General features: G+C 69.6%; 22 protein-coding genes. 10 read left to right on the forward strand and 12 right to left on the reverse strand.

From position 1 onward, the window contains the following. Window positions 1-1,323, forward strand: a complete 1,323-nt coding sequence (gene mycP / locus Vlu01_RS12375; protein WP_203997945.1) for a type VII secretion-associated serine protease mycosin — start codon at window positions 1-3, stop codon at window positions 1,321-1,323. 81 nt (window positions 1,324-1,404) lie between these two features. After that, on the forward strand, window positions 1,405-2,124 hold the full coding sequence (locus Vlu01_RS12380) for a phosphatase PAP2 family protein (RefSeq protein ID WP_203997947.1): 720 nt from the start codon (window positions 1,405-1,407) through the stop codon (window positions 2,122-2,124). A gap of 13 nt (window positions 2,125-2,137) precedes the next feature. Here Vlu01_RS12380 and Vlu01_RS12385 read toward each other — a convergent pair whose 3' ends face one another. From Vlu01_RS12385 to Vlu01_RS12410, 6 genes are all read right to left on the reverse strand, one after another. Beyond that, a complete protein-coding gene (locus tag Vlu01_RS12385) occupies window positions 2,138-3,316 on the reverse strand; it encodes a MarP family serine protease (protein ID WP_203997950.1) in 1,179 nt (392 codons plus the stop codon). A gap of 64 nt (window positions 3,317-3,380) precedes the next feature. Further along, entirely contained in the window at window positions 3,381-4,085 is a 705-nt protein-coding gene (locus tag Vlu01_RS12390) for an NUDIX hydrolase (protein ID WP_203998282.1), read from the reverse strand. A 2-nt stretch (window positions 4,086-4,087) separates the two neighbouring features. Next, entirely contained in the window at window positions 4,088-4,693 is a 606-nt protein-coding gene (locus Vlu01_RS12395) for a TlpA family protein disulfide reductase (RefSeq protein ID WP_203997953.1), read from the reverse strand. Then, window positions 4,690-5,469 carry an endonuclease III gene (nth, locus tag Vlu01_RS12400; protein WP_203997956.1) on the reverse strand — a complete coding sequence of 260 codons (780 nt, stop codon included), beginning with the start codon at window positions 5,467-5,469 and terminating at the stop codon, window positions 4,690-4,692. Before nth ends, Vlu01_RS12395 begins: the two co-directional genes overlap by 4 nt. Before the next feature lie 55 nt (window positions 5,470-5,524). Then, window positions 5,525-6,670, reverse strand: coding sequence for a CapA family protein (locus Vlu01_RS12405; RefSeq protein ID WP_203997959.1), 1,146 nt, complete (start codon window positions 6,668-6,670; stop codon window positions 5,525-5,527). A gap of 58 nt (window positions 6,671-6,728) precedes the next feature. Further along, complete coding sequence (locus Vlu01_RS12410; RefSeq protein WP_203997962.1) at window positions 6,729-7,391, reverse strand: adenosylcobinamide amidohydrolase; 663 nt, start codon at window positions 7,389-7,391, stop codon at window positions 6,729-6,731. A gap of 219 nt (window positions 7,392-7,610) precedes the next feature. Here Vlu01_RS12410 and Vlu01_RS12415 point away from each other — a divergent pair, with 219 nt between their 5' ends. The 8 genes from Vlu01_RS12415 (at window position 7,611) to Vlu01_RS12450 (ending at window position 17,735) form a co-directional block, all read left to right on the forward strand. Beyond that, window positions 7,611-8,288 (forward strand): Crp/Fnr family transcriptional regulator, encoded by a 678-nt coding sequence (locus Vlu01_RS12415; RefSeq protein ID WP_203997965.1) that lies wholly within the window; start codon window positions 7,611-7,613, stop codon window positions 8,286-8,288. A gap of 118 nt (window positions 8,289-8,406) precedes the next feature. Further along, window positions 8,407-9,027 carry a TetR/AcrR family transcriptional regulator gene (locus Vlu01_RS12420; protein ID WP_203997968.1) on the forward strand — a complete coding sequence of 207 codons (621 nt, stop codon included), beginning with the start codon at window positions 8,407-8,409 and terminating at the stop codon, window positions 9,025-9,027. A gap of 27 nt (window positions 9,028-9,054) precedes the next feature. After that, complete coding sequence (locus tag Vlu01_RS12425; RefSeq protein WP_203997971.1) at window positions 9,055-9,843, forward strand: TIGR03084 family metal-binding protein; 789 nt, start codon at window positions 9,055-9,057, stop codon at window positions 9,841-9,843. Between the two features lie 55 nt (window positions 9,844-9,898). Continuing rightward, window positions 9,899-11,611: an acyclic terpene utilization AtuA family protein gene (locus tag Vlu01_RS12430; RefSeq protein ID WP_203997974.1), complete on the forward strand. Its 1,713-nt coding sequence runs from the start codon at window positions 9,899-9,901 to the stop codon at window positions 11,609-11,611. Beyond that, window positions 11,608-12,810, forward strand: a complete 1,203-nt coding sequence (locus Vlu01_RS12435; RefSeq protein WP_203997976.1) for an acyl-CoA dehydrogenase family protein — start codon at window positions 11,608-11,610, stop codon at window positions 12,808-12,810. The genes Vlu01_RS12430 and Vlu01_RS12435 overlap by 4 nt, the downstream gene beginning before the upstream one ends. Next, the gene (locus tag Vlu01_RS12440; RefSeq protein WP_203997979.1) at window positions 12,807-14,408 is read left to right on the forward strand and encodes an acyl-CoA carboxylase subunit beta; all 1,602 of its coding nucleotides are present in this window, start codon (window positions 12,807-12,809) and stop codon (window positions 14,406-14,408) included. The genes Vlu01_RS12435 and Vlu01_RS12440 overlap by 4 nt, the downstream gene beginning before the upstream one ends. A 115-nt stretch (window positions 14,409-14,523) precedes the next feature. Continuing rightward, the gene (locus Vlu01_RS12445) at window positions 14,524-16,548 is read left to right on the forward strand and encodes an ATP-binding protein (RefSeq protein WP_203997982.1); all 2,025 of its coding nucleotides are present in this window, start codon (window positions 14,524-14,526) and stop codon (window positions 16,546-16,548) included. Then, on the forward strand, window positions 16,545-17,735 hold the full coding sequence (locus Vlu01_RS12450; RefSeq protein ID WP_203997985.1) for an acyl-CoA dehydrogenase family protein: 1,191 nt from the start codon (window positions 16,545-16,547) through the stop codon (window positions 17,733-17,735). The genes Vlu01_RS12445 and Vlu01_RS12450 overlap by 4 nt, the downstream gene beginning before the upstream one ends. A 30-nt stretch (window positions 17,736-17,765) precedes the next feature. On the opposite strand, the gene Vlu01_RS12455 is transcribed toward Vlu01_RS12450, so the two are convergent. From Vlu01_RS12455 to Vlu01_RS12480, 6 genes are all read right to left on the reverse strand, one after another. Then, entirely contained in the window at window positions 17,766-19,370 is a 1,605-nt protein-coding gene (locus tag Vlu01_RS12455) for a toll/interleukin-1 receptor domain-containing protein (protein WP_203997990.1), read from the reverse strand. Between the two features lie 235 nt (window positions 19,371-19,605). Beyond that, a complete protein-coding gene (locus tag Vlu01_RS12460; protein ID WP_203997993.1) occupies window positions 19,606-21,213 on the reverse strand; it encodes a hypothetical protein in 1,608 nt (535 codons plus the stop codon). 542 nt (window positions 21,214-21,755) lie between these two features. Then, on the reverse strand, window positions 21,756-23,171 hold the full coding sequence (locus Vlu01_RS12465; RefSeq protein WP_203997996.1) for a GMC oxidoreductase: 1,416 nt from the start codon (window positions 23,169-23,171) through the stop codon (window positions 21,756-21,758). Window positions 23,172-23,222: 51 nt separating this feature from the next. Beyond that, a complete protein-coding gene (locus tag Vlu01_RS12470) occupies window positions 23,223-24,347 on the reverse strand; it encodes a DegT/DnrJ/EryC1/StrS family aminotransferase (protein ID WP_203997999.1) in 1,125 nt (374 codons plus the stop codon). A 137-nt stretch (window positions 24,348-24,484) separates the two neighbouring features. Continuing rightward, complete coding sequence (locus Vlu01_RS12475; protein ID WP_203998002.1) at window positions 24,485-25,633, reverse strand: hypothetical protein; 1,149 nt, start codon at window positions 25,631-25,633, stop codon at window positions 24,485-24,487. Further along, window positions 25,630-26,571 carry a transporter substrate-binding domain-containing protein gene (locus tag Vlu01_RS12480; protein WP_203998005.1) on the reverse strand — a complete coding sequence of 314 codons (942 nt, stop codon included), beginning with the start codon at window positions 26,569-26,571 and terminating at the stop codon, window positions 25,630-25,632. The genes Vlu01_RS12475 and Vlu01_RS12480 overlap by 4 nt, the downstream gene beginning before the upstream one ends. Window positions 26,572-26,654: the final 83 nt, after the last annotated feature.

Consider the following 26,654-nt stretch of genomic DNA (forward strand, 5'->3'; position numbering starts at 1 on the left):
ATGGCTGAGGATGTGACCAGGCTGCGGCACAGCGGGCTGCCAACGGCAGGCCGGTTCGCCAACCGCGCGCTGCTCGCGGCAGCGGCCGCCGCGCTGACGGTCGCCGTCGCGGTCGTGCCCGCCGCCGCCGTGCCGGTCCGCCCTGCCGCGTACGGCACGCTGGTGGCCCACAACCCCGACTCCACGCAACGCGCCGATCAGGTCCGCGACGAGCAGTGGCAGCTCGACAAGTTGGGCGCGCGGACGGCATGGCGTACCTCGACCGGGCGTGGCGTGGTCGTGGCGGTGATCGATTCCGGGGTGGACGGTTCCCACCCGGACCTGACCGGGCAGGTGCTGCCGGGGCTCGACCTGGTCGCACCGAGCGGGGCGACCGAACCGGATCCGGTCGGGCACGGCACGACGGTGGCCGGCCTGATCGCGGGGCGCAACGACGACCGCCGGGGCGTGGTGGGGCTCGCGCCGGACGCCCGGATCCTGCCCGTGCGGGTCCTGGACGCGGAGAACCGCTACGACGACGCGCTGATCGTGGCCAAGGGTGTGCGGTGGGCGGTGGACAACGGCGCCAAGGTGATCAACCTTTCGCTCGGTGGTAACGGCGACAGCGCGGCACTTGCCGCGGCGATCGACTACGCCTTCGCCAGGGACGTGGTGGTGGTCGCCTGCACCGGGAATCTCGCCACGTCGCCGGAGGCGAAGGTGTGGTATCCGGCCCGCGAGCCCGGCGTCCTCGCGGTCTCCGGTCTGGAGCGCAACAGCGACAACCTGTGGAGCGGCGCGATCACCGGTCGCGCCACGGTCCTCACGGCTCCCGCCAGCGGGCTGGTGGGCGCACGTCCGCCCGGTGGCTACTGGCGGGTGCAGGGCACCAGCTTCGCGGCACCGCTGGTCGCTGCCACCGCCGCCCTGGTGCGGTCGCGCTACCCGGAGATGTCCGCCGGGGACGTGGTCAACCGGCTGCTGGTCACCGCCAAGGACATTGGGCCCACCGGGCGGGACGAGCGGTTCGGATACGGCCTGGTCGACCCGGTCGCGGCGCTGACCGCGGAGGTGCCGCTGAACTACGAGAACCCGCTGGACGACAACGACGCGCCCGGGGTGGCCGGCTTCGGCCCCGCGCCCGGCTCCACGACGGCAGGTGATCCCGACGCGGAACAACTCGGTCTGACCGGGTCCCAGCAGGAGACCCGGTGGCGGGCCCGGGCCGCCGGTTCGCAGGACGATGTCGATTCGGATCGGCTCTGGATCGGGGCGGCCATCCTCGTCGCGCTGCTCACCGGTGCGGCGCTGATGGTGCGCCGGTTCCGGCAGTCGTACCGCTGAGCGGCCGCCGCCGAGGTGTCGGGCGGCAGATTCGGCGCATTTTCGGGAGGTGGACCCGGCCGGCTGGGTAGAACGATCGTCGTGGACACCTTCGAACGAGTCGGCCCGGCGCCATCATCCGGTCCGGACCGTCGCGGACGGCGGGACGATCCGTCTGGTGCACGGACGACGCGCACTCTCTCCGGCGTGCTGCTGGTCGTGCCGTTCGCACTGCTCGCGCTGCTGGTGCTGGGTAACTGGTCACCGCTGCGTCGACTCGACCTGGCGATCACCAACCACCTGCACGGGTACGCTTCGGACCACCCGGTCTGGGTCCGGGTGATGAGTCTGTGGACCGACGCCTTCGCGCCGATGCCCCTGCGGGCCGCCGCGCTGGTCCTGGTGATCTGGCTGGTCCGCGACGGTGCCCGGCGGCTCGCCGTCTGGGTCGCCACCACCATGGTGCTCGGCGGTCTGCTCGGGCCGCTGCTCAAACTGGTCGTCGGTCGGCCGCGACCGGACCTGCCCGACCCGGTGGCGCAGGCACCCGGTCTGGCCTTTCCATCAGGCCACGCGCTGAACGCGGTGCTCGCCGCCGGAGTCCTGCTGGTGGTGTTCCTGCCCCGGACCAGACCCCGATCGGCCACCCGTGCGGCGGTCTGGCTCGGCGCGCTGTCGATCGCCCTGGTGACCGGGTTCAGCCGGGTCGCCCTCGGCGTCCACTGGAGCAGCGACGTGCTGGCCGGGTGGCTGCTCGGAGCCACGGTGGTCGTCGCCACCACCACCGCGCTCGACGTCTGGCCCCGGGCACGGTCAGGCTGAGCTGGTACGTGCGTCAGGTGCAGTCGCCGGTGTCGGTGCCCCGGGTGCGTTCGGCACCGGCCAGCGCTACCGGCCGGGCCTCGGCGGCGGTGACCGCGAACCCGGTGTTCGGGTCGTCCGCCGCCGCCGCGAAGATCACCCCGAGCACCAGGCCGTTCGAGGAGACCAGCGGCCCCCCGGAGTTGCCGCTGCGGACCAGGGCCCGGATCGTGTAGATCTCCCGGTCCACGTTCCCTGACGAGTAGATGTCCGGACCGGTGATGCGGTCGACGTCGCGGATTCGCGCCGACTGGGCGTTGTACGGCCCGTCCAGTGGAAACCCGAGCACGATGGCGTCCGCGCCGACGGCGGCGTTGCCGGCAGCGAACCGCATCGACGGGCCGGGTAGCCCGGGCACGTAGAGCACGGCCAGGTCCCGGTCGGGGTCGTAGACGACCACCTCGCCCTCGTACCGGTCCCCGCGCAACTCCACCGCGACCGAGCGGGTGCCGGCGACCACGTGCGCGTTGGTCATCACCCGGTCATCGGCGTACACGAAGCCGGACCCTTCGATCCGGCGCGAGCAGCTTGGCGCCGACCCGAGCACCTTCACCACCGAGCGCTGACCGTTGCTCACCACCTCGGAGCCGGCGAGCGCCGGGTCGGGCGGCTCGACCTGCCGCGCCTGAGTACGCCGCAGCCCCTCGAAGACGTCCGGGAAACCGTTGGTGTCGACGGTGTCGCGCAGCGCCGTGGAGAGCTGCTGAGCCTGGTCGGGCAGCACCCGGTCCACCACGTTGAGCAGGGCGCTGCTCTTCACCGACGCGGCGAGCCAGGGCAGCGAGGAGGAGCCGAGCGGCACGGCCACCAGCCAGGCGACCAGCAGCACCGCGAAGAGGGAGACGAACGCGCCACCGATGTCGTCGGCCCGCCGTCCCACGTCACTGGCGATGGTGCGGCGCAGGTGTGACCCGAGCCAGCCGGCCAGTGCCTGACCCACCACGGCAAGGCCGAAGATGGCGACCAGTGAGACCAGCACCCGGGTGCCGCTGTCCACGAACTGCTGAGCGACCATCGGACCGACCTGCAAGCCGATCAGGGCGCCGAGGAAGAACCCGGTGAACGAGAGCACCCCGATGACGAACCCCTGTCGGTATCCGCTGATCGCGAACACGAGCATGAGCAACAGCAGGACGAGATCCACGGCCGACACGGGTTCAAGCCTACGGGCCCGGGGCTCGCGCGAAGACGATCGCTTGCGGAAGGTGACGGTCGGATCAGCGCAGTGCGCTCTCGTCGACCTCGTCGGTGCCGGCCGACGGGGCGGGCGAGGCACCGATCGGCGGAAGGTCGATCACTCGGCTGCGCGGCCACGGACGACTCCAGCCGCCCATCTCCAACAACGCGGCCAGCACCCCGGCCGTGAACCCCCAGACCAGCATTCCGCGTACGGAGAAGGCCGGGCCGATCCAGCCACTCGAATGGCGTACCCGCAGCCGGTTGTCCGGGTCGACCAGCTCGGCGACCGGCAGGCGGGCGACGTGCGCCACCTCGGCCGGGTCCCGGGAGTCAACCGGATGCGGCGCGTGCCACCAGGCGAGCACCGGGGTCACCACGAAGTCGCTGACCGGTATCCACAGCCTCGGCAGCTGGGCCAGCACGGTGACGCTGGCCGGGTCGAGCCCGACCTCCTCGTTCGCCTCGCGCAGCGCGGTCGCGGAGGCGTCGACGTCCTCCGGGTCGGCCGCGCCGCCGGGAAACGCCGGTTGGCCGGCGTGGTTGCGCAGGGTCGCGGCCCGCTGAAGGACCAGCACGTCCGGACCGGTGGCGGCGTCTTCACCGAGCAGCACCAGCACGGCGCTCTCCCGGCCACCGCGGTCCGGCGTACGGAGCTGGGTGAAGTCCTCCGTGCGTGCGGTGCCGAGCCGACCCAGAAGTGGTCCCAGCCAGCCCGGCGGCTGACGATCCGCCGGTTCGCGCAGGTTCACGCCGGCACCGTGAGGCCGAGGTGCTGGCGGACGAGGTCGGCCAGGCCGGCGTCGTCGAGCGCACCGGAACTGTCGATGTGTCGGATGCGGCCCTGGGCGTCCACGAAGACGGTCAGCGGGACGGCGTTGCGACGCAGTGCCCGTTGCACCGCCTCACCCTGGTCGACCAGCATCGGGAACCGTACGCCGAAGTCCTCGCCGATCGACTGGGCGCCCTCGCGGCTGTCCCGGCTGTTCACCCCGATGACCCGCAGCTGCCCCTCGGCGCGTTCGTGCAGCCGCTGGAAGGCGGGGAGTTCCTTGCGGCAGGGCGGGCACCAGGAGGCCCAGATGTTGACCACGGCGGGCCCACGGATGTCCCGCAGGGCGACCAGGTTCCCGCCGGTGAAACAGGTGAGGCTCAACTCGGGCAGCGGGTCACCAGTCGCCTCGTCGGCGCCGGTGGGTGCCGGGCCGCTGGTCAGGGTGGCGCAGTCCTCGAACGGGGATGGACGGGCGGCGGCCGTGTCCGGGCGGGCCGGTGCGGGTGCCTCGGTGTCGGCGGTGCAGGCGGCCGCGAGCAACAGCAGCGGCAGGGTCAGCAGCGCGAGCCGGCGTTTCACGGTGCCTCCGCCTGAACCGCCTGCGCCGGGACCAGCTCGGGATCCACTCCGGCGGCGACGGCGAGATCACGGGCGCGGGGGCCCTTGAGCAGCTTCGCCGCCGCGGCTGGTTCGGTCGGCCCGGTGCCGTACGACGGACAGAGCTTGGTCAGCGTGCACGCGCCGCAGGCGGGCTTGCGCGCGTGGCAGACCCGGCGGCCGTGGAAGATGATCCGGTGCGACAGCATGGTCCAGTCGCGCTTCGGGAACATCGCCCCGATCGCGTGTTCGATTTTGACCGGGTCGGTCTCGGTGGTCAGCTCCCAGCGCCGTACCAGCCGCTGGAAGTGGGTGTCGACGGTGATGCCGGGCACGTCGAAGGCGTTGCCGAGGATGACGTTGGCGGTCTTGCGGCCGATCCCGGGCAGGGTGACCAGGTCGGCCAGCCGGCCGGGGACCTGGCCGTCGTACCGCTCGACCAGTGCCTGACCCAGCTGGATCAGCGAATTGGTCTTGTTGCGGTAGAAACCGGTCGGTCGGATCAGCTCCTCCATCTCGCCGCGATCGGCACCGGCGTAGTCGGCGGCGGTCGGGTAGCGGGCGAAGAGTTTCGGAGTTACCTCGTTGACCTTCTTGTCCGTGCACTGGGCCGACAGGATGGTGGCGACGGCCAACTCCAGCGGGCTGCCGTGGTCGAGCTCGCAGTGCGCGTCGGGGTGCGTCTCGGTCAACACTCGGCCGATCCGCCGTGCTCGACGGGTGCGACCCAGGTCGGTCTCGGTGGCGCTTCTGGTCACGACCGCCAGCCTACGTCGCCGCTCCGACTGGCCCGGACGGCTGTGCCGACGAAGATCAGTCCGCGTCGGGCGGGCTGATCTTTCCGGAGTCGGTGAACCGGGCGCCGGTCTCCGCGAAGTCCAGCTTGGTGAGGTCCCGGAGCAGCCTGAGACCACGGTCGTCGGGGTCGACCGTCGGCTTGCGGGCTCCATCCATGTAGGTGGAGGTGAAGGAGCCGCCGGCCCAGGTGCCGTCGGCTTCGAGTGACACCTTCAGCACGCCGCCCCAGCCGAGCCGCCCGTTGTTGCTGAGCGAGTTGCCGCCACCGGCGAAGTTGCCCAGGCTGTACGCGATCAGCCTGCCCTTGTAGAACTCCATGCCACGCAGTACGTGCGGGCCGTGTCCGACGATCAGATCAGCGCCGGCGTCGATCATCGCGCGGGAGAACTTGATCGGGTCACCCCGGTTCTCGCCGAGGAACATCTCGGTGCCGGGCCGTACCCGGGTCATCTCCGACCCTTCGGCGCCCATGTGCACCTGCACCACGACGATGTCGGCCTGGTCGGCGGCCTTCTCGATCACCTTCTTCGCGGCCGGGATGTCGACCAGGCTGTTCGACCAGCGGTACGACGAGAAGCCGGCGACGGCGACCTTGACGCCCTTCACCTCGACGACGGTGATCTGGTCGGGTGCGCCGGTGTGTGCCAGACCGTGCTCCTCCAGTGCCTCCTGGGTGTTCTCGTACCCTTTCGGTCCGAAGTCGTACCCGTGGTTGTTGGCCTGGTTGAGCAGATCGAACCCGGCATCGGCGAGATGCGCCGCGTACTCCGGCGGAGCCCGGAACTGGAAGCAGCGGGTGGAGTTGGCACCGCACTTGCCGGTCCCCGTGTCCACCGTCAACGGCTCTTCCAGGTTTCCCATCACCAGGTCGGCGGAGAGCGCCTTCTTGACCGAGTCGAAGAAGCCCTTGCCGTTGTTCGGCGGCAGCCGGTTGGGCGCCATGGCCATGACGATGTCGCCGGTGGCGGAGAGCGAGATCTTCTTGACCTCGGGGGCGGCGGACTCGACCGGTGTACCGTCGCCGCCACCCGTACCGGGCTGCCAGATCGGCCCCTCGTCGGTGCTGGCACAGCCGGCGATGAGGAGGACGGCGAGCAGCGCCCCCAGTGCCACCAGGGTGCGGCGGCGGGGCGGGGACGCGAAGGGGGCGGCAGCGTACATCGTGCGCGACCCTACCGGGCGGGTATCACGGAAACGACCGCCGATCGGGTGGGGAGATTCAGCCCCGGAGCCGATCCGACCATGGGACGACGGTGTCGCGGCCCACCGCCAGCACGGCGGTGTGCACCGCCCGGGCCAGCGGCGCTCCCCAGGTGGAGCGGGGGCCACCGTAGGCGTTGGCCGGCCCGTCGGGTGGGCAGAGTACGGCGACGGCGTCCGTCGGCGTACCGGTGCCGGGCAGCCCCAGCTCCGCGATCGCCTGCGCCTTCGCCTCGGTGGCCGTGGCGACCGCGTTGACCAGTGCCGCGTCGCTGAGCAGCACCGGAACGTACGCCACGATGTTGACCGTGCCGACCGGCTGCGCCGGTACCGCCACCGCGGGTGCCGCCGCCGGTATCGGGGTGCCGAGACCGACGGTGGCCCAGACCTGCACGTCGGTGTCGGTCCGCCGCACCACGTCGGTCACGTCGACCCCGGTCAACAGGCCCACGCCGGGTCCGTCCAGGCCAAACTCCCGGGCCATCTCGGCCAGGTGGTCGGCGGGGTCGTCCCGGTCGTACGACATGGGCACCGTCGCGTTCAGTACCCACTGCCGCAGGCCGATCCCACCGCCCAGTGGGGCGCTGCTGACCGTCCGCAACGGTCGCTCGGCGCGCCAGATGAGCACCGGAATGTCGCGTTCGTCCTCGCGTCGACTGGTCAACAGGGGCTCGTGCAGCACGCGGTGACCCTACGGCTCGGCATCCGGTCCGCCGGTCCCGGCCTGACCAGGCGCGGGATTCTCAAGAGTGATCACGACAGGCACGTTACGTCCAACGATCAAGATTCCAGGGGTGCACCTCTGATTCCTGCTCACGTGCGCCTAGACTGGTCGGCGCGCGAGGGATCAGCGGACGGCGGACCCGGCCGAGCAGACGGCACGCGCAACCGGAGGTGCGCGATGGACGAGGTACTGGCTCGCAGCGGGATCTTCCAGGGTGTCGACCCGGAGGCAGCCGAGGCGCTCGCCAAGGAGATGGAGACGATCGAGATCCGCAAGGGCGAGGTCGTCTTCAACGAGGGTGAGCCCGGCGACAGTCTCTACATCCTGCTGTCCGGCAAGATCAAAGTTGGTCGCCGAGCTGCGGACGGGCGGCAGAATCTGATCGCCGTGATGGGTCCGTCGGACATGGTCGGCGAGCTGTCGCTCTTCGACCCGGGACCGCGTACGGCGACCGCGACCGCAGTCACCGACAGCCGGCTGGCTCGGCTGCGGAAGCAGGCGCTGCGGCCGTGGCTGAACAACCGGCCGGAGATCGCCGAGCAGTTGCTCCGGGTGCTGGCCCGCCGCCTGCGCCGGACCAACGACGCCCTCGCGGACCTGATCTTCACCGACGTGCCCGGCCGGGTGGCCAAGAACCTGCTCCAGATGGCGGGGCGCTTCGGCACCCGCGACGGCGGCGTGCTGCGGGTGACGCACGACCTGACCCAGGAGGAGATCGCCCAGCTCGTCGGTGCCTCCCGGGAGACGGTCAACAAAGCCCTCGCGGATTTCGCCTCGCGCGGCTGGCTCCGGTTGGACGGCAAGAGCATCATCATCCTCGACCCCGAGCGCTTGGCCCGACGCGCGCGCGTCTGACCCAGAAACCAACCACCCACGCGGTGCCGACGAACGTCGTCGGCACCGCGTGGTCGTTGCGTGACCGAACTAAAAAGTCAGTCTTGACTGTTTGTTTCTTGGCCGGCACGCTGTCCGCATGCCTGCCGCATCGACCCGGGTCCCGCAACAGGAACGCAGCCGTGCCACCCGGGCCCGGTTGCTGGAGGCGACCGTCGACTGCCTGGTCGAGCACGGCTGGTCCGGCACCACCACCACCGTCGTGGCGGCCCGGGCCGGTGTCTCCCGGGGCGCCCAGCTGCACCACTACCCCACCCGCACCGCCCTGGTGATCGCCGCTGTCGAGCACCTCACCGAACGGCGAGCGGCCGAGTTGCGGGCGGAGGCCGACGTCCTGCCGGCTGGCTCCGACCGGTTGGGCGGAGTGGTGGACCTGCTGGCTGCCGCCTTCACCGGGCCGCTGTTCGTCGCCGCCCTCGAACTCTGGGTGGCTGCTCGCACCGACGCCGAACTGCGGGCCGCCCTGCTGCCTCTCGAAGCCCGGGTCGGCCGGGAGATGCACCGGCTGACCGTCGAGCTGCTCGGGGTGGACGAGCGCCGCCCGGGCGTACGCGAGGCGGTGCAGGCCACCCTGGACCTGCTGCGTGGGCTCGGCGTGGCCAACCTGCTCAGCGACGACTCGACCCGCCGGACCGCGCTGCTGCACGCCTGGAAGTCCCAACTGGCGAAGCTGCTCACCAGCACGGACACCGCGCCCTGACCCACCCCGATCCCGCCCGGAGGCACCATGGTCGACCTCACCGCCCTGCTCACGGATCTGGCCACCGAGTCCGAGCAGCTCGACGCGCTCGTCGCGGCGCTGCCGCCGCAGGAGTGGGAGCGGCCGACCCCTGCCATGGGCTGGACGATCGCCCACCAGATCGCCCACCTGGCGTGGACGGATCACGTGGCCTGGCTCGCCGCGACCGACGCCGACGCGTTCTATGCCTCGGTCACCGCCGCGCCGGACCCCGCCCGGCTGGTCGACGACGGCGCGGTGGCCTTCCTCGCCCCGCCCGACCTGCTGCTGCCCCGCTGGCGGACCGGCCGCTCGGCGCTCGCCGCAGCCCTCACCGCCGCCCCCGCCGGGGAGAAACTGCCCTGGTACGGAACCCGCATGTCGCCGGCCTCGATGGCGACCGCCCGGATCATGGAGACCTGGGCGCACGGTGAGGACGTGGCCGAGGCGCTCGGCGTCACCCGAGCTGCCACCGACCGGCTGCGGCACGTCGCGTACCTCGGCTTCCGTACCGTCGGTCACAGCTTCGCCGCCCACGGCCGGGCGGTGCCCACGGCACCGGTCCGGGTGGAGCTGACCGCGCCGGACGGGGAAACCTGGGCCTTCGGTCCGGCGGACGCGGCCGATCGGGTCACCGGTCCGGCGTTGGATTTCTGCCTGCTGGTGACCCGACGCCGGCACCGCGCCGACCTCGCCCTGGTGGCCACCGGACCGGTCGCCGACGGGTGGTTGGACGTGGCCCAGGCCTTCGCCGGCCCGCCCGGCACCGGCCCCGCCCCGCGAAAGGTGACCCGGTGAACGCGCGCAGCGCAGCGCGGCGGAGCCGCGGAGCCGCGACCCGGAGGGGGTGCCGATGAGCGACATGCTGCGGGTCGGCAACGCCTCCGGTTTCTACGGTGACCGCTTCTCCGCCTGGCAGGACATGCTCGACGGCGGCGAGCTGGACGTGTTGACCGGTGACTACCTGGCCGAGTTGACCATGCTCATCCTGGGGCGCGACCGGATGCGCGACCCCGATCTGGGCTACGCGAAGACATTCCTCCGGCAACTGGAGGGCTGTCTCGGCACCGCGCTCGACCGCCGGGTCACGTTGGTCACCAACGCCGGTGGACTCAACCCGGCCGGGCTCGCCGCCGCGATCCGCACCCTCGCCGACCGGCTCGGGCTTCCCGTCCGGATCGGGTACGTCGAGGGTGATGCCCTGGCCCGACCGGACGCGCTGACCGCGAACGCGTACCTCGGGGCGTTCGGCATCGCCGCCTGCCTCGACGCTGGGGCGGACGTGGTGGTGACCGGGCGGGTCACCGACGCCTCGCTGGTCGTGGGCCCGGCCATCGCCCGCTTCGGCTGGGGACGCGACGACCTCGACGCGCTGGCCGGGGCCACCGTCGCCGGGCACCTGATCGAGTGTGGGGCCCAGGTCACCGGCGGCAACTTCAGCTTCTTCACGGAGCTGCCCGACGGCGGGCAGCGGCCGGGATTTCCAGTGGCCGAGCTGCGCGCGGACGGCTCGACGGTGATCACGAAACCTCCCGGCACCGGCGGCGCGGTCACCGTCGAGACGGTCACCGCCCAGTTGTTGTACGAGGTGGGTGGGCCGGCCTACCTGGGCCCGGACGTGGTGACCCGGCTGGACTCGGTACGGCTGAGCCAGGACGGTCCGGACCGGGTGCTCGTCCGCGGTGCGCGGGGCACCCCGCCCCCGGACACGCTCAAGGTGGGCGTCAACAACCTCGGCGGTTTTCGCAACTCGATGACGTTCGTGCTCTGCGGGCTGGACATCCCGGCCAAGGCGGCCCTGGTCCAGGCCCAGTTGACGGAGGCGGTCGGCCCGGACGGGCTGGAATTCACGTTGGCCCGCACCGACCATCCGGACGCGGCAGACACCGAGACGGCCAGCGCCCTGCTGCACGTACACCTGCGGGACGGTGACCGGGCACGGGCCGGGCGGGCGTTCTCGGCGGCGGCGGTCGAGCTGGCCCTGGCCTCCTACCCGGGCTGCACCCTGACCACTCTGCCCGGCGACGCCACCCCGTACGGCGTGTTCACCGCCGATGCCGTGGCACAGGAGGCGGTCGCCCACGTCGCCGTCCTGCCGGACGGCACCCGCGTGCCGATCGCCCCACCGTCGGTGACCGTCCCGGTCGCCGTCGAGCCCACGGTCGAGGTGCCCGGTGCGGCGACGACCGGCCCGACCCGGCGCGCGCCGCTGGGTGAGGTGGTGGGGGCACGCTCAGGTGACAAGGGCGGCGACGCGAATCTGGGGGTCTGGGCGCGTACCGACGCGACCTGGGCCTGGTTGCGCGGCTGGCTCACCGTGGCGCGGCTGGCCGAGTTGCTGCCGGAGACCGCTCCGTTGACTGTCGAGCGGTACGAACTGCCGAATCTGCGGGCCGTCAACTTCGTGATCCGAGGGCTGCTCGGCGCCGGGGTGGCCGCCTCCACCCGGTTCGACCCGCAGGCCAAGGCTCTCAGCGAGCTGCTCCGGTCCCGGATCGTCGACCTGCCGGCCGGCGCGGCGGACAGCGACCAGCCGGCACCGGCCACCCGGGGGGTCCGACCGTGACCATCGTGGACACTCCCGAGCGGCGGCAGTTGCGGGAGCTGACCCGCACGTTCGTCGTCCGGGAGGTGCTGCCGCACCTGGCCGACTGGGAACGGGCCGGCGAGGTGCCCCGCGAGCTGCACGCCACCGCCGCGAAGACCGGCCTGCTCGGCATCGGCTTTCCCGAGAAGGTCGGCGGCAGCGGCGGTGACCTGCTCGATTCGATCATCGTCACCGAGGAGCTCATCCGCTCGGGTGGCTCGTCGGGGCTGGTGGCTGCCCTCTTCACCCACGGCATCGCGCTGCCGCACATGGTCGCCGCGGCCGGCGCCCGCCCGGGTGGCAAGCTCCCCGGGCACCCCACCGACGCGGTCGACCCGACCGGCAGGGCGCACGACCTGATCGACAGGTACGTCCGGCCGACGCTGGCTGGTTCGATGATCGGCGCGCTGGCCATCACCGAACCGGACACCGGGTCGGATGTGGCGGGCATTCGCACCCACGCCCGCCTCGACGGCGACCACTACGTGGTCAACGGCGCGAAGACCTACATCACCAGCGGAGTCCGAGCGGACTTCGTGACCACCGCGGTACGCACCGGCGTGCCGGGCAGCGGAGCGCTCAGCCTGCTCGTGATCGACAAGGGCATGCCGGGATTCACCGTCGGCCGGCGGCTGGAGAAACTCGGCTGGCACTGCTCGGACACCGCCGAACTCTCCTTCGTCGACGTGCGTGTGCCGGTGACGAACCGGATCGGCGAGGAGGACACCGGCTTCCTCGCGATCATGCAGCAGTTCGCCCCCGAGCGCCTCTCCCTGGCCACCCAGGCGTACGCCATCGCGCAGCGCTGCGTCGAGCTGACCGCCACCTGGTGCCGCAACCGGTCCACCTTCGGCCGGCCACTGGCGAGCCGGCAACTGATCCGGCACCGGCTGGCCGAGATGCACACCCGGGCCGAGGCCGCCCGCGCGTACGTGCACCAGGTGGCCGCCCGGGTGGCCGCAGGTGAGCCGGTGGTGACCGAGGTGGCGATGGCGAAGAACGTGGCGGTCTCGGCCGCCGACTGGGTCGTCGACCAGGCCCTGCAACTGCACGGCGGCTTCGGCTACCTGCGCGACGCAGAGGTGGAGCGGCACTACCGCGACGCTCGGATCCTCGGCATCGGCGGCGGCACCACCGAGATCATGACCGAGATCATCGCGAAGGGCATGGGCCTGTGAGCACCCTCGACACGTCGATCGACCCGTCCTCGCCGGCTTTCCGCGCCAACCGGGACGCTCTGCTGGAACGCCTCGCCGAGTTGGACGCCGCGCTCGACACCGCCCGGGGCGGCGGCGGCGAGAAGTACGTGGCCCGGCACCACCAGCGCGGCAAGCTGCTCCCCCGCGAACGTATCGAGCTGCTGCTGGACCAGGCCAGCCCGTTCCTCGAACTGTCACCGGTCGCCGCGTTCGGCACGGACTTTCCGGTCGGGGCCAGCGTGGTGACCGGAATCGGCGTGGTCGAGGGTGTGGAGTGCCTGGTCGTCGCCAACGATCCGACGGTACGCGGTGGCGCGGTGAACCCGTGGTCACTGGCGAAGACCCGGCGGGCCGGCGAGATCGCCCTGGCCAACCGGCTACCGATGGTCAACCTGGTCGAGTCGGCCGGCGCGGACCTGCCCACCCAGGCGGAGATCTTCATCCCGGGCGGTCGGGTGTTCCGCGACCTGACCCGGCTCTCGGCCGAGAAGATCCCCACGGTCAGCGTGGTCTTTGGCAACGCCACCGCCGGCGGCGCGTACGTGCCCGGCATGTCCGACTACACGATCATGATCCGCGACCGCTCGCAGGTCTACCTGGCCGGACCGCCGCTGGTGAAGATGGCCACCGGCGAGGACGCCGACGACGAGTCGCTGGGCGGCGCGGCCATGCACGCCACGACATCCGGCCTGGCCGACTTCCTCGCCACCGACGAGCGTGACGGCATCCGGCTGGCGCGGCAGTGCGTACGCCGACTCAACTGGCGCAAGCGGGGGCCGACGCCACGCAACCCGATGCCGCAGCCGCCGAAGTTCGACCCGGAGGACCTGCTCGGCATCGTCAGCGCCGACCTGAAGGTGCCGTTCGACCCGCGTGAGGTACTCGCCCGGGTGCTCGACGGCAGCGAATTCGACGAGTTCAAGCCGGCCTACGGCACCGCGCTGGTCACCGGGTGGGGCGAGCTGCACGGCTATCCGGTCGGCGTGCTGGCCAACGCCCGGGGTGTGCTGTTCAGCGAGGAGGCGCAGAAGGCGGCGCAGTTCATCCAGCTCGCGAACGCCACGGACACCCCGCTGGTCTTCCTCCAGAACACCACTGGCTACATGGTCGGCACCGAGTACGAGCAACGCGGCATCATCAAGCACGGCGCATTGATGATCAATGCGGTGTCGAACTCGACGGTGCCGCACCTGACGGTGAACCTGGGCGCCTCGTACGGCGCGGGCAACTACGGCATGTGTGGCCGGGCGTACGAGCCGAGGTTCCTGTTCACCTGGCCGAACGCCAAGTCGGCGGTGATGGGGCCGGCACAGTTGGCCGGGGTGCTCTCCATCGTGGCCCGGCAGGCCGCTGCGGCGCGGGGACGTGAGTTCGACGAGGACTCCGACGCCGCGATGCGAATGATGGTCGAGCAGCAGATCGAGTCCCAGTCCGGCGCGCTCTTCCTCTCCGGCCGCCTCTACGACGACGGGGTGATCGACCCCCGGGACACCCGTACCGTCCTCGGCCTCTGCCTCTCGGCCATCCACAGCGCACCGGTGCAGGGCGCCGACGGCTTCGGCGTCTTCCGAATGTGAGCGCGAGGAACGCAGCGAAGCGGAGTCCCGCAGCGCGAACGACAAGGACACCAGTTGAGCGCGAGGAACGCAGCGAAGCGGAGTCCCGCAGCGCGAACGAAAGGAGGAACAGCAGGTGATTCGCAAGCTGCTGGTCGCGAACCGGGGGGAGATCGCCCGCCGGGTCTTCGCCACCTGCCGGGCACTCGGGATCGAGACGGTCGCCGTGCACTCCGACGCGGACGCCGACGCGCCCTTCGTCGCCGAGGCGGACGAGGCGGTCCGGCTCCCCGGCAACGCGCCCGTCGAGACGTACCTCCGGGTCGATCTGATCCTGGACGCTGCCCGCCGCTGCGGTGTGGACGCGATCCATCCCGGCTACGGATTCCTCGCCGAGAACGCCGAGTTCGCTGCGGCGGTGACCGACGCCGGGCTGACCTGGGTCGGCCCGCCGAGCAAGGCGATCGCCACGATGGGCGACAAGCTGGCCGCCAAGGCGCTGCTCGCCGAGGCCGGCGTACCGATGTTGCCCAGCTGGACCGAGGCCGACCAGGTCACCGCCTTCCCCGTGCTGGTGAAGGCGTCCGCCGGGGGCGGCGGTCGCGGCATGCGGGTGGTCCCTGATGCCGAAGGGCTCGCCGAGGCCGTCGCCAGTGCGCGCCGTGAGGCGATGTCGGCGTTCGGCGACGGCACGGTCTTCATCGAGCGGTACGTCGAACGTGGTCGGCACGTCGAGGTGCAGATCTTCGGCGACCGGTACGGAACCGTGGTGGCGCTCGGTGCGCGGGACTGCTCGATCCAACGCCGGCACCAGAAGATCGTCGAGGAGGCCCCCGGAGTCCTATCCGACGGGGTGCGGGAACGGCTGCACGAGGCGGCGGTGGCCGCTGGACGGGCGGTCGACTACGTGGGGGCCGGCACCGTCGAGTTTCTGCTCGCGCCCGACGGGGAGATCCACTTCCTGGAGATGAACACCCGCCTCCAGGTGGAGCACCCGGTCACCGAGCTGACCACCGGGCTGGACCTGGTCCGGCTGCAACTGCTGGTCGCCGAGGGAGCGCCGCTGCCGCTGACCACGACACCGCCGTCCACCGGTCACGCGATCGAGGTACGCCTCTGCGCCGAAGAGCCCGCGCACAGCTACCGGCCCGCCACCGGCACCCTGCACCGGTTCCACCTGCCGGGTGTGGCGGCCGAGTTCGGGCCGCTGGCCGCTCCCGGGCTGCGGCTGGACTCCGGCGTGGTGGACGGTTCGGCGGTGAGTGTCCACTTCGACTCGATGCTCGCCAAGGTGATCGCCTGGGCGCCCACCCGGGTGGCGGCGGCCCGCGCGCTGGCCGGCGCGCTGGCCCGCGCCGAGCTGCACGGCGTCGCCACCAACCGGGACCTGCTGATCCGCGTCCTACGGAGCCCGGAGTTCGCCTCGGCCGACATCGACACCGGCTTTCTGGAGCGGCACGCCGAGGTCTTCGAGCCGATCCTGCCCACCACCGAGATACCGGTGGTCGCGCTGGCCGCCGCACTGGCGTTGGCCGCCGCTCGCCGGGCTTCGGCACCGGTGCTGGCCGGCCTGCCCTCGGGCTGGCGCAACGTGCCGGCCTTCCCGCAGGTCACCCGATTCGCTGGCCCGCACGGCGACGAGATCGGCATTCGCTACCGGCTGGATCGCTCGGGCCGCCTCGTCGAGTGGTCGGTGGCCCACACCGCCGCTGACGGCGTCGGCACCCCCGAGGACCAAACCGACCCCGGGACACCGACCGTCGCCCTCGTCGAGGCGTACCCGGCGCGGGTCGTGCTCGACGTGGCCGGGGTGCGGCGGGCGTACCGCGTGCACCGGGTGGGGTCGGAGGTTTTCGTGGACGGACCGGCCGGGGCGACGAGCCTGACCGAGCTGCCACGTTTCCCGCTGCCCACCGCGCAGTTGGCCGCGGGATCGCTGCTCGCGCCGCTGCCCGGCGCGGTGGCCCGGGTCCATGTCGAGGTCGGTCAGCGGGTCGCCGCCGGTGACCTGCTGCTGACCCTGGAAGCGATGAAGCTGGAACACCCCGTGCTCGCCCCCACCGATGGTCTGGTCACCGAGCTGCCGGTGCCGGCCGGCGGTCAGGTCGACACGGGCGCCGTGCTGGCCGTGGTCACCCCCGATGAGGAGTCACCGTCATGAACTTCGACCTCACCCCCGAACAGGACCAGCTCCGCGACGCCGTGCGGGCGCTGGGCCGACGCTACGGCCACCGGTACTTCGTGGAGAAGGCCAAGGCCGGCGAGCACACGACCGAGCTGTGGCACGAAGCCGGACGGCTCGGCTACCTGGGGGTCAACATCCCCACCGAGTACGGCGGCGGGGGCGGCGGCATCACCGACCTGGCCATCGTCTGCGAGGAGTTGGCCGCCACCGGCTGCCCGCTGCTGCTGCTCGTGGTCTCTCCCGCGATCGCCGCCACCGTCATCAACCGCCACGGCACCGAGGAGCAGCGCAAACGGCACCTGCCGGGTCTGGCCGACGGCTCTCAGAAGATCGTCTTCGCGATCACCGAGCCGGACGCCGGCTCGAACTTCCATCGCCTCGCCACGGTGGCCCGCCGGGACGGCGACGACTGGTTGCTGTCCGGCCGCAAGTGCTACATCTCCGGCGTCGACGAGGCCGGGCACATCCTGGTGGTGGCCCGCGTCGCCGCCGGGGACGGCAGTGCCGGCTCGGCGGACGGGTCTCCGCAGCGGCTCCAGCCGGCACTGTTCCTCGTGCCGACCGACGCGCCCGGCCTGACCTCGTCCAAGCTGGACATGGAGATCGTCTCGCCGGAGAACCAGTTCCTGCTCTATCTGGACGACGTACGACTGCCGGCCGATGCCCTGGTCGGCGAGTCGTTGGACGCCGGCCTGCCGGCCCTCTTCTCCGGACTCAATCCGGAACGGATCACGGTCGCCGCGATGGGCGCCGGCACCGGCCGCTACGCCATCGAACGCGCCTCCGAGTACACCGCTACGCGAAAGGTGTGGGGTGGCCGCAGCATCGGCGCCCACCAGGGCGTCTCCCACCCCCTCGCGCACGCGGCAGTCCAGGTGGAGCTGGCTCGGCTGATGATCCAGAAGGCGGCGACGCTGTACGACGCCGGCCGTGACCTGGAAGCCGGCATCTCCGCCAACATGGCCAAGTACGCGGCCGGCGAGGCGGCGGCCCTCGCCGTCGACACGGCGGTCCAGGCGCTCGGCGGTGCCGGCATGACCACCGAGTACGGCGTAGCCACCCTGCTGGGGGCGGTACGGGCGGGTCGGATCGCTCCGGTCAGCCGCGAGATGATTCTCAACTTCGTCGCCCAACACGTCCTCGGCCAGGACAAGTCGTACTGAGCAGCCGCGCCGGAGGGCGCACTCCCACAGTCACCGGGACAGGTACGACCTGGCTGCGGAAATCGTCGACGCCACCTCTGCGACGGGATGCGCCGATCTCAACGCAGCCAGGAGTGCGACCCGGGAGATATCACTGATCGGCATCGCCGGCCCCCGGCCGTTGGATCCCGCGAAGGCATCGATGCCGAGCAGCGAAACGCATGTCTCCAGGTCGAACGCGATACCGTCGAGCTGCAGGTTTTCGCCCTTCCGGAAGTACTGCCGTACCTGCGCGTAGGTGACCTCCGGGATACGCGCCACGACTATCAGGTTCACCAACATCTCCGACCATTCGGTGGCGATCGCGACCAGTCGAAGTTGAGCAGTCGCCGCCAGATCGTCGGGAAAATTGAGTTCGTCGCGGTCCGACAAGCAGCGGCGAGCAGTGAGAACGGGATGCGGTAGACCGTTGGAGGCCTTGTCGAACTCCCAGTCCATGCTTTCACCGACCGATATCATCCAGGTCGACGGCTCGCTGGCGACATGCTTTCCGCGTCTGGTGAGCAGCATCGTGTTGTCGCCACCCGTGACGACCACCAGGTGGACGTCCAACCGCCGGGGCATCCGGAGCAGGTCCGCCCTACCCGCCGCCACCTCAGCCTGGATCCGGGGCACGAGTCGCTTCGTCGCCTCGGACGTCCAGTAGTCTGATCTCGCCAATTCGAGCGTGACCACGTCTCCCTGATCGATGACTGGCGCGTGCCACTCCACCAGGTGCGCCTTGGGCCGGTTGGGCTTTGGTTCGACGCTTGTCAGCAGGTCGGCAGCAATGTAGTCGGGGTGCGAGCTGACATCGCCGATCAGACCAGCGTCTTCCACCATGACGTGACTCAGGTCGACACCCGCGTAATCGCAGATGGACGAATCGAGGACGATCGTACCGGCGACAAGTTCGGCACCGAGTGCGTCCATGTCCATCCCGACTCGGTTCGGGAGTCCGATGGCGGTCAGGTGACGGTCGGTCAGGTCCGAGTCGACAGCCGCTGTCGACCGCTCCGCCGCACCCAGCCGGTCACGAACACCCCTGTGCTGGCCTGGTACGGCTGGGCCCAGCTCAGCAGGCTGCAACTGCTTGAGCTGACCCATGATCTCCCGAATCTCGGCCTCGAGAAGAGGGCGACGTGGACCCGACGTCCGGGGTAGTTCACGGCGTACGTCCGCCAGCCGCAATTTCAACTCTGCGATGATCCCGTCACGGGTACCCATCCAGGTCAGGTGACTCCGCAACTGCGCTAGACCCGTAGAGAAATCTCCGAAGTCTATGTACTGCCGGGAACCGAGCCGAAACGGCATCTCGATGTGCGGATCCAGACGCAGCGGGATCACGGGCTTCTTGGAACTCAGCGCACGGCCCCACTCCTGTTTGCAGACCGATTCGGCGCTGACGCTGTCTTCCGTCATGACGAACAACAGCCCCCGACAGGAGCTCAACGCCTCGGCGATCTGTTCGTCCCAGTCCCGTCCCGGACGAAGATCCCGCTTGTCCAGCCATACCGAACAGGCTGGAGGTCCGGATTCCAACGCGTCGGCCAGCCGCAACGCAAATTCCGCACCGTCAACCGAGGAGTAGCTGAGGAAAAAACGTCCTAGCGCCATTATTGCTTCCCACCGCTCGACCGGCCCCGGCCCACAGCAGACAAATGAGCTGCCTGCGCCTCATCCTCCCCGCAGCAGACCGCTGAGACAGCAGCCAGCAGCTGGGACGGAACCCGCCGGGGCGCAGCCGGAGCCCGCAGCCCCACCCTGCTCCTGCCGTAGGTGTGGATGCGCATGGCCTCGAACACGCTCCTCATCACCGCCCCGCCGTCAACGCCGCTGGCTACTGGCTCCGCTACGCCGAATGCGAGGTTACCCGGCTCCATTCGGCATGAAGATCCAGCGGGTCCACCAACCCCATACGGGTAAAGGCATCTCGGAATGACATGGGGTTATCCGCGACAACCTGATTGTAGGAGGTCGAGTCGATGGTGCCGAGCGCTTCAGTGTAGCGCATCGATATCGATTCCGAGCCGGTGAGCAGAGTTGACACACTCTGATCGCCCGAGATGGCGCCGTTACCGCTGAACCTGAATGCGGCACCGCGCGGGCCAGCGACGGACAGGTGGTCAGCGGCGCTCCAGATCGCTACTCCGCCCCGACCCACCTCAAGGCGCCCGTAGGAGCCGCGCACCACCACGGCGCCATCCACCACAGACCGTGGATCCCGGATCTCGGCACCCAGCACGATCGACTCATTGACCGTCACTCCCGGAGCCAATGCCGAGTCTTTGACGAATGAGCCGCCGTTCGCCAATTCGTCAGGCAGGCCAAGGAACGCTCGTAGCGTGTTTCCCTCGGTCGAGTCCTCGAAGAGGTCGGCGAACGCCGACCGCAAGGACTGGTGGTTTCCCGCGTCGAGCCAGTACGGCTCACCGAAGTCGAGGATGGCAATCCTGAGGTCACGGCCGAGCTTTGCCCGGAGGTTGCGCTTGGCTGCCTGCACCACCTGGAAGAAGTCGGGCATGCACGCGTGCAGCTCGCGGAACCCCGGCCTCGATCCAGCGTCCTCCTCCCGCCCGAAGGACTCCCACTCCGCCTCGCTCGTACACTGCAGCGCCACCCAGAAGTACGGATCCCAGTTGGCGGCCGACACCTGGTCGAGCAACTCGTCCTTGAACACTGCGGCAAGTTCGCTGAGGAACGTGTTGGAGGCGGCGAAGCTACCCAGGTTCACGTAGGTCTGCGTGTTCCCGCTACCAGCCAGGTCGGCCAGCTTCCTACGGACCGAGGGCAGCGGCTGGCGTCCGATCTCCTGCAGCACCAACCCGGTGGCCGGGTCGACGACAAGCCACTCCTTCTGGTTCGCGAGGAGCTCGTTCGGCTCGGTCCGCCAGCCGAAACGGACCACGTCCACGTCGGCGTACTGCCCGGGTGAGCTGTCCAGGGGCGTGCTGGGGATGAGGATCTCGTCCCCCCACCGGACCACGAGTCCGTCGAATCCGCCGCCGCGCAGGCAGTCGATGCATGCCGCGGTCGACCTGATCGCCGCCTCACCAACCGTGTAGCCACGGTGATGGGCGTCCACATCGGGGAGCGGGAACGCCGACTTCATGTTGCCCAACGCCTGCGTGTAAGGGCTGAGCCTTGTCCCGGAGCCGATGAACATGACGATCTGCTCGATCGGGCTGCCGGTACCGTCACGTTGACCGTCGGGAACCGCATTCGCGTACGCCTGGAGGGTGCCGAGGAAGTTGCCCTTGCGGCCATGTTCCGAGGTCACGAGCGGCTGCGACTGCTCTCGACCGGGATTGCGCCGGTGCCCGTCACTGACCCGACCGGAGTCGAGCATGGCCCTCCAGAAGTTCTCTTCCCGAGGCCCGCCCGTCACGATGAGTGCCCGAGCGCATGCGTCTGACCGGTCTCTGGCCATACGCGCGTTGTCGACCTGCCTGTCACTCACCTTTTACACCTCGCTGTGCCGCCACTGAAGCATTCAGCAGGGGACCCTTCCCTCGGGAAGCAGATTCCCCTCCTTGATTAAATGTCAATTTACCGCGCCCCTTTTCGGCGCGCACCAACGACAATACTCGCCACCCCGACCCGGTGCTCGCAAATTGACTTGTCCGAGCCGTTTGGGGCGTTGAATTCTGAGATCTGTCAAGCGGGCTCCCTCCCTTCTTGCCAACTATATGGGAGCAAGACCGCTGGAGTCCGATGGAACAGCCGTTGCGCCTGCCTGTTTGGGCGGGTGGCGGCCATCCTACGAGAGCGCCGGCGAGGGCGGCGGGCCAGGGGGCTGTCGTACGCTTGCCGGTGGTTCCGATCCTGCCGCGCCAGCGCGAACGCCTGCCGGTAACCGGCCCGCGACGCCTTGTTGTCCAAGGTACCGCCCGGCGAGGGGCACCGCGCAGGGTAATGCCGCCAGGAATGCGCATGCGATGGTCAACCCACCCGAAAGCAATCGGAGAAGGCGGTGGTCTGGCCAGGACCGCCGGGCGATCCCTAGGACGCGGAGTCGAGTAGGTGCACCAAGCCGTCCGCCAGTCTGTAGCCCATCGCGGTGAGGGTCAGAATCGGATTGGCGGTCCCCACACTGGCGAATGCGGCACCGTCACCGACAAAAACGTTCTCCGTGCCGAACAGCAGGCCATTCCTCGTTGCTGCACTCTCCTGCTCCGCGGCACTGATTCTCAGCGTTCCCACCTCGTGGTAACTGGCCCCGCAGGGTAGCGGGCGCGGCGGCGTGAGCCAACGAGATCCGAACGACGAGACAACATCGTCCATGAGGGAGATCATCGATATCGTCCGGCGCTCGTCGTCGGGCGACCGCGTCAACTCGGTGATCGCTTTAGCCACACCGTGGGCGTCGACCCGGTCCGGGGAGATCAGAACTCGATTCTCTCGACGAGGATCCATGGCCGCCGAGCCGGTCACCCGCAGCAACAATCGGTTGTCATCGGAATGCGTGGTCGACCGGATTTCTATCTGATACCGATCATCGAGACCTGATCCCAGCGGGGGGATGTAGACATTCACCGGACCATGGCGCAGCTCCGGACGGTCACTTACATCGAGATAACCCCTGCAGTATATGTGTTCGGCGAGGTAGCGCCCGACGGCCGACGAGCTCGATTGCGCCTCGGCAATCTCGGATACCATGACCAGCCGGGCGGATTCGACCGGGCTTGCCGCGAGGACAAACACCGCGCCGTGGATGGAAAGGGTTGACTCCTCTCCCTGCCGCAGTCGAACACAACGGGCCTTGTGCACCCGCGAACTTCTCGACCGACTACCGTCAAGTTTCACCACCATTGTCTCGGTGAAGACACTCAGGCGCTTTCTGCCGCTGTCGCGGTCCCTGCCCAACAGCCCCAGGAGCCGCTCCGCCGAGCTTTTGTGCGGGTAACCACCCTCAATGGTTCCTGCCACTTCGGAATTCGGCCCGTGCGGAGGATGCCTGGCATTGAACCCACCCAGGACGTCACACACAAAATCTTGGGACGGACCAGCGCTCTGGGTACTGCCGAGAAGTCGCTTCTCCGCCTCGACAAAGTACGGATTCAGGGCACCTGGACCAACCCCCCACAGTCCTTCTCGCCACAGCGTGAAATCCTGCTCGTAGAACCGGTGCAGTTGGCCGCCACCAACGACACCCCGCCCACCCAGGCAGGGCAGCAACCGCCCACCGCGACTCAGGTCGCCCTCCCACGGACAGGCCCCGTGCTCGACAAGAAAGCGATCCCGCTCATTTATCGATCGGGGAGAGTCGTAGAAATGCTGTCGCAACAGCACAGGCCCACGCTCGACAACTGCGATCGTCGCTGCGGGATGTTTCTCGTAGAGACGCTCAGCCACCGCGACGCCTGCGGGACCCGACCCAATGATCACCACGTCAAAGACGTGTTCCCCCACTGACATGCGTCGAAGTATACCTGCGTGGTGGACGTTTTCATATCGTCACACCAGCGCCTAAAGATCCGCCACACAGTCGTTCAATATTTTGCACAGGTCATCGTCCGACAAGGAATGGTGGACCGAAACGGAACGAATACGCAAGGCACCCTCCTCCGCGCCCGGACATTGCCCGTCTTCATACCTGACATACGAAGGCAGCGGGAGGCCGAAGGGGGTTACTCGACGCTTGTCCATCTCTTGAAAGACGGGCTCCAGGTAGGAGATCCCTGTGTACCAGCCCCGACCAGGCGGAACGATGAGGGGATATTTCCAGTAGGAGATGCTGCAGCCAGGGGAGGTTGCCGGGCCGCGCACCGAGTCTTCCCGGAGCGCCAGGTGTGATTCTATGAGCGACACCAGTTCAGCCCGCCTGGCGATGAAGCCGTCGAGCTGCGCCAGCTGCGCCACAGCGACAGCCGCCTGCAGCTCACTTATCCGGTGATTGTGACCGAATCGGACGTGTCCACGCGCCCTCTCGTCGGCAACACCTGGCGGGGTCACCCCGAACCGGAAGCTGGGGATGCCGGAGTTCGAGTACAGCACCGCTCGCGCGTAACCCTCCGCATCTCGGGTCGCGAAGATGCCGCCCTCCCCGCTGGAGATGTGCTTCGACTGCTGGAGGCTGAAGCAGGCCGCGTGACCGAACGTCCCCACCTGCCGTCCGTCGACGAAGGTCCCGAAAGCCTGGGCGCAGTCCTCCACGACGCGCAGCCCGAACCGCTCCGCCAAGGTCATGATCTGCCTTATCGGCGCTGGCATGCCCCACAGGTGCACCACCACCACTGCTCTTGTCTTCTCAGTGATCCGCTTCTCGACATCCCCGGCGTCCAGGAGCAGGGTTTCGGGGCAGACGTCAGCAAATACCGGAATGCAACCCAGCGCCACCACGGCCAGGGGAACGAATATCGGGGAGGCCGCCGGGCAGATCACCTCGTCGCCAGGTTCGAGGCCCAGACTCGCAATCGCAGCCTCATTCGCCGACGTGCCGGAGTTGACGGCATGCACGTAGGGAAGCCCCAACCGTTGCCCGAAACTGTCTTCGAGCCGATCCGCGAAAGCGCCGCCCTGTGCTCCCTGCGGGCCGCCCCAACCAGCCCCGTTACCTCGCCAGAGCTGCTCTGACGCCAGCACCTGTGACACGGCGGCTGACTCCAGTCTTTCAGGAGAAGCGTCGGATGCGTCTGCCACTGGGTACGCCTTTGCTCGAAGGGGAGCGACGCTGGAAAGACTTTCGATTGTCCGCAGATTACCCGATGGCGACGAGGCGCGGACTTCGCTCAGCGGCAGGCGGCGTCGACCCGGTGCACGGGGCGTACCCGGCGACCCAACCCTTCCAGCAGCGAGTCCTCGACGTGGAAGTCGTGGATGCGCAGCCGGTACCGCGGCAGTTCCTCCTCCGAGGGGCAGAGCACCTGCCCGCGTACGTGCTCGACCGGGACGTAGCGCACCCCGCCGCGTTCCTGGAGGATCACCATGTTGACGTCGTCGGTGGTCACCACGTGCCCCCGGATCTCCTCGGCGGCGCCGGCAGAGGCCGCATCGGGTTGCCCCACGGTGGTCACCGTCAGCGGCAGCACCGGTGTGCTGATCACCGGCAGCGCCGCCCAGACCAGCACCACCAGCACGGCGAGCTGAGTCACCGGTGCCAGCAGCCGGATGACCACCCGGGGCAGCGGCCCGGCGACGAAGAGAGCCAGCACCGGCGGCACGACCAGGAGCGCGATCGGCAGCACCTCCCCCTGCCGCCAGGCGTCACGCAGCGTCGGCACGAGCAGCCAGAGGTATCCGGCGTATGCCGCGACGATGACCAGGGCACGTACCGTCGGGCGCTCGTGCAGGCGCTCCGGACGGAGTTGGAAGGCCGCCGCGAAGGTGGGCAGCAGCAGTGGGAGAAACAGCAGCGGCCAGGTCACCAGGGCCATCAGGAAGCTCGCCGCGACGAACCAGCTCGGCGTGATCTCGGCCCACCGGGCGAAGAGCGGCCGTCGGCGCATCCGGTGACCGCTGACGGCGAGTACCCCGCCAAGCGCGAACACCGCTACCAGCACGGTGGAGAGCAGGCGGGCCGCCGTGGTGAGGAAGCCGGCGAGCAGGTTGACCGGTCCCACGTTGGCCACCAGCAACAAAGTGGTCTGTAGTTCGCCGCCGGCCTCGATGCCGAGCCGCAGCACCGAGAAGATCGCCGGTACGCCGACCACCGCCGTCCAGAACGACTGGCTGGCTCGCGCCCGGCGCTCGGCCAGGTCCCCGTCACCGTCGAACCTGGTCGGAGAGGCGGCGGCCGGCACGACGTGCGTCGCCGGTGTCGTCGACCCGGCTGGCGTCGCTGAAGGCGACGAGGCAGCCGGCGGCACGGGAGTACGCGGTAGCGGCGACGGCGGGCGTCCGGCGTCCGGGTCCTCGGCGGTGGCGGCTGCCGTACTCATCGCCGTGGCGCCTTGTCGTCGAAGTCGACGAGCTTCGGCACGTCCAGCGGCTGTGGTTGCCGCTTCTCGGACCGCAACCAGGGCCCGAGGGTCCGGTTGTACGCGGTCTGCCACGGGCTGGCCTCCCCGTTACGCCCCTGCTGGTAACTCTTGTCCAGGAAGTACGCCACCAGGTCGCGCAGCGCGGGATCGCCGATCGGCACACCCACGCCGAGCAGTTCGCTGGTGCCGAACGGCATGTCGACGATCTCGAACTCCGTCGGATGGCGGGCCACGAAACCGGCGAGGATCGTCTCGTCCGAGCTGACCGCGTCGTACTTGCCGGCTCGGATGCCCTTGACGCAGTCCCAGACGTCCTTCACCACCAGCGTCGGGACCTGGTGCTTTTCCAACTCCGCCTCGGTGGTGGAGCCGCCGCTGGTGCAGATCTTGTATTGCGGGTTCCGCAGGTCCTCGATGGTGCGGATCGCACTCCGGTGCCGGTTCGGCACCAGCACCTCCTGGGTGGTGACGAAGTACGGCCCGGCGAAGCTGACCTGCTTCTTACGGTCTTCGGTGATGGAGAAACTGGAGACGACGAGGTCGACGATGCCGCCCTGGAGCGCGGGGATCCGGTCCTCGGTGGACACGGTCACGAATTCGATGCGGTGCTCACCCTCGTAGCCGAGGGAGGCGGCGATGTAGCGGGCGATCTCGACATCGAAACCGATGTGCACGCCGTCGCGCACCTCGCCCATCAACGGCTCGTCGTCTGCCACCCCGACCCGCAGGACGGGCTGGCCCCAGATGTGCGACTCGCGGAGTTTCTCCTGAACGGACGGCAGGTCCGGTTCCTGCCGGCTGTCACAGCCGGCAGCCGCACCGAGCAGCAGCGTCAGGGCCACGGCGGCCGTGGTGGCCACCGAGCGCCACCGGAAGCTGGAGAGGCTTGCACTCATTGGCCACCTCGCTACGTTTCGGGTTCCAGGCTGCACCGAGAGTAGTCGTATCTGTCGAGGTGCTGTCGCAGCCCCTCGTCGTT

This window comes from Micromonospora lutea, assembly GCF_016863535.1.
Classification (GTDB): domain Bacteria; phylum Actinomycetota; class Actinomycetes; order Mycobacteriales; family Micromonosporaceae; genus Micromonospora; species Micromonospora lutea.

What these genes read in the sequence shown, in the direction of transcription:
- Vlu01_RS12420 (WP_203997968.1), top strand. Translation starts at nt 8,407, where the DNA reads ATGCCTGCCGCATCGACCCGGGTCCCGCAACAGGAACGCAGCCGTGCC.
- Vlu01_RS12450 (WP_203997985.1), top strand. Translation starts at nt 16,545, where the DNA reads ATGAACTTCGACCTCACCCCCGAACAGGACCAGCTCCGCGACGCCGTG.
- Vlu01_RS12415 (WP_203997965.1), top strand. Translation starts at nt 7,611, where the DNA reads ATGGACGAGGTACTGGCTCGCAGCGGGATCTTCCAGGGTGTCGACCCG.
- Vlu01_RS12430 (WP_203997974.1), top strand. Translation starts at nt 9,899, where the DNA reads ATGAGCGACATGCTGCGGGTCGGCAACGCCTCCGGTTTCTACGGTGAC.
- Vlu01_RS12425 (WP_203997971.1), top strand. Translation starts at nt 9,055, where the DNA reads ATGGTCGACCTCACCGCCCTGCTCACGGATCTGGCCACCGAGTCCGAG.
- Vlu01_RS12475 (WP_203998002.1), bottom strand. Translation starts at nt 25,633, where the DNA reads ATGAGTACGGCAGCCGCCACCGCCGAGGACCCGGACGCCGGACGCCCG.
- Vlu01_RS12455 (WP_203997990.1), bottom strand. Translation starts at nt 19,370, where the DNA reads ATGGCGCTAGGACGTTTTTTCCTCAGCTACTCCTCGGTTGACGGTGCG.
- Vlu01_RS12405 (WP_203997959.1), bottom strand. Translation starts at nt 6,670, where the DNA reads ATGTACGCTGCCGCCCCCTTCGCGTCCCCGCCCCGCCGCCGCACCCTG.
- mycP (WP_203997945.1), top strand. Translation starts at nt 1, where the DNA reads ATGGCTGAGGATGTGACCAGGCTGCGGCACAGCGGGCTGCCAACGGCA.
- Vlu01_RS12465 (WP_203997996.1), bottom strand. Translation starts at nt 23,171, where the DNA reads ATGTCAGTGGGGGAACACGTCTTTGACGTGGTGATCATTGGGTCGGGT.
- Vlu01_RS12480 (WP_203998005.1), bottom strand. Translation starts at nt 26,571, where the DNA reads ATGAGTGCAAGCCTCTCCAGCTTCCGGTGGCGCTCGGTGGCCACCACG.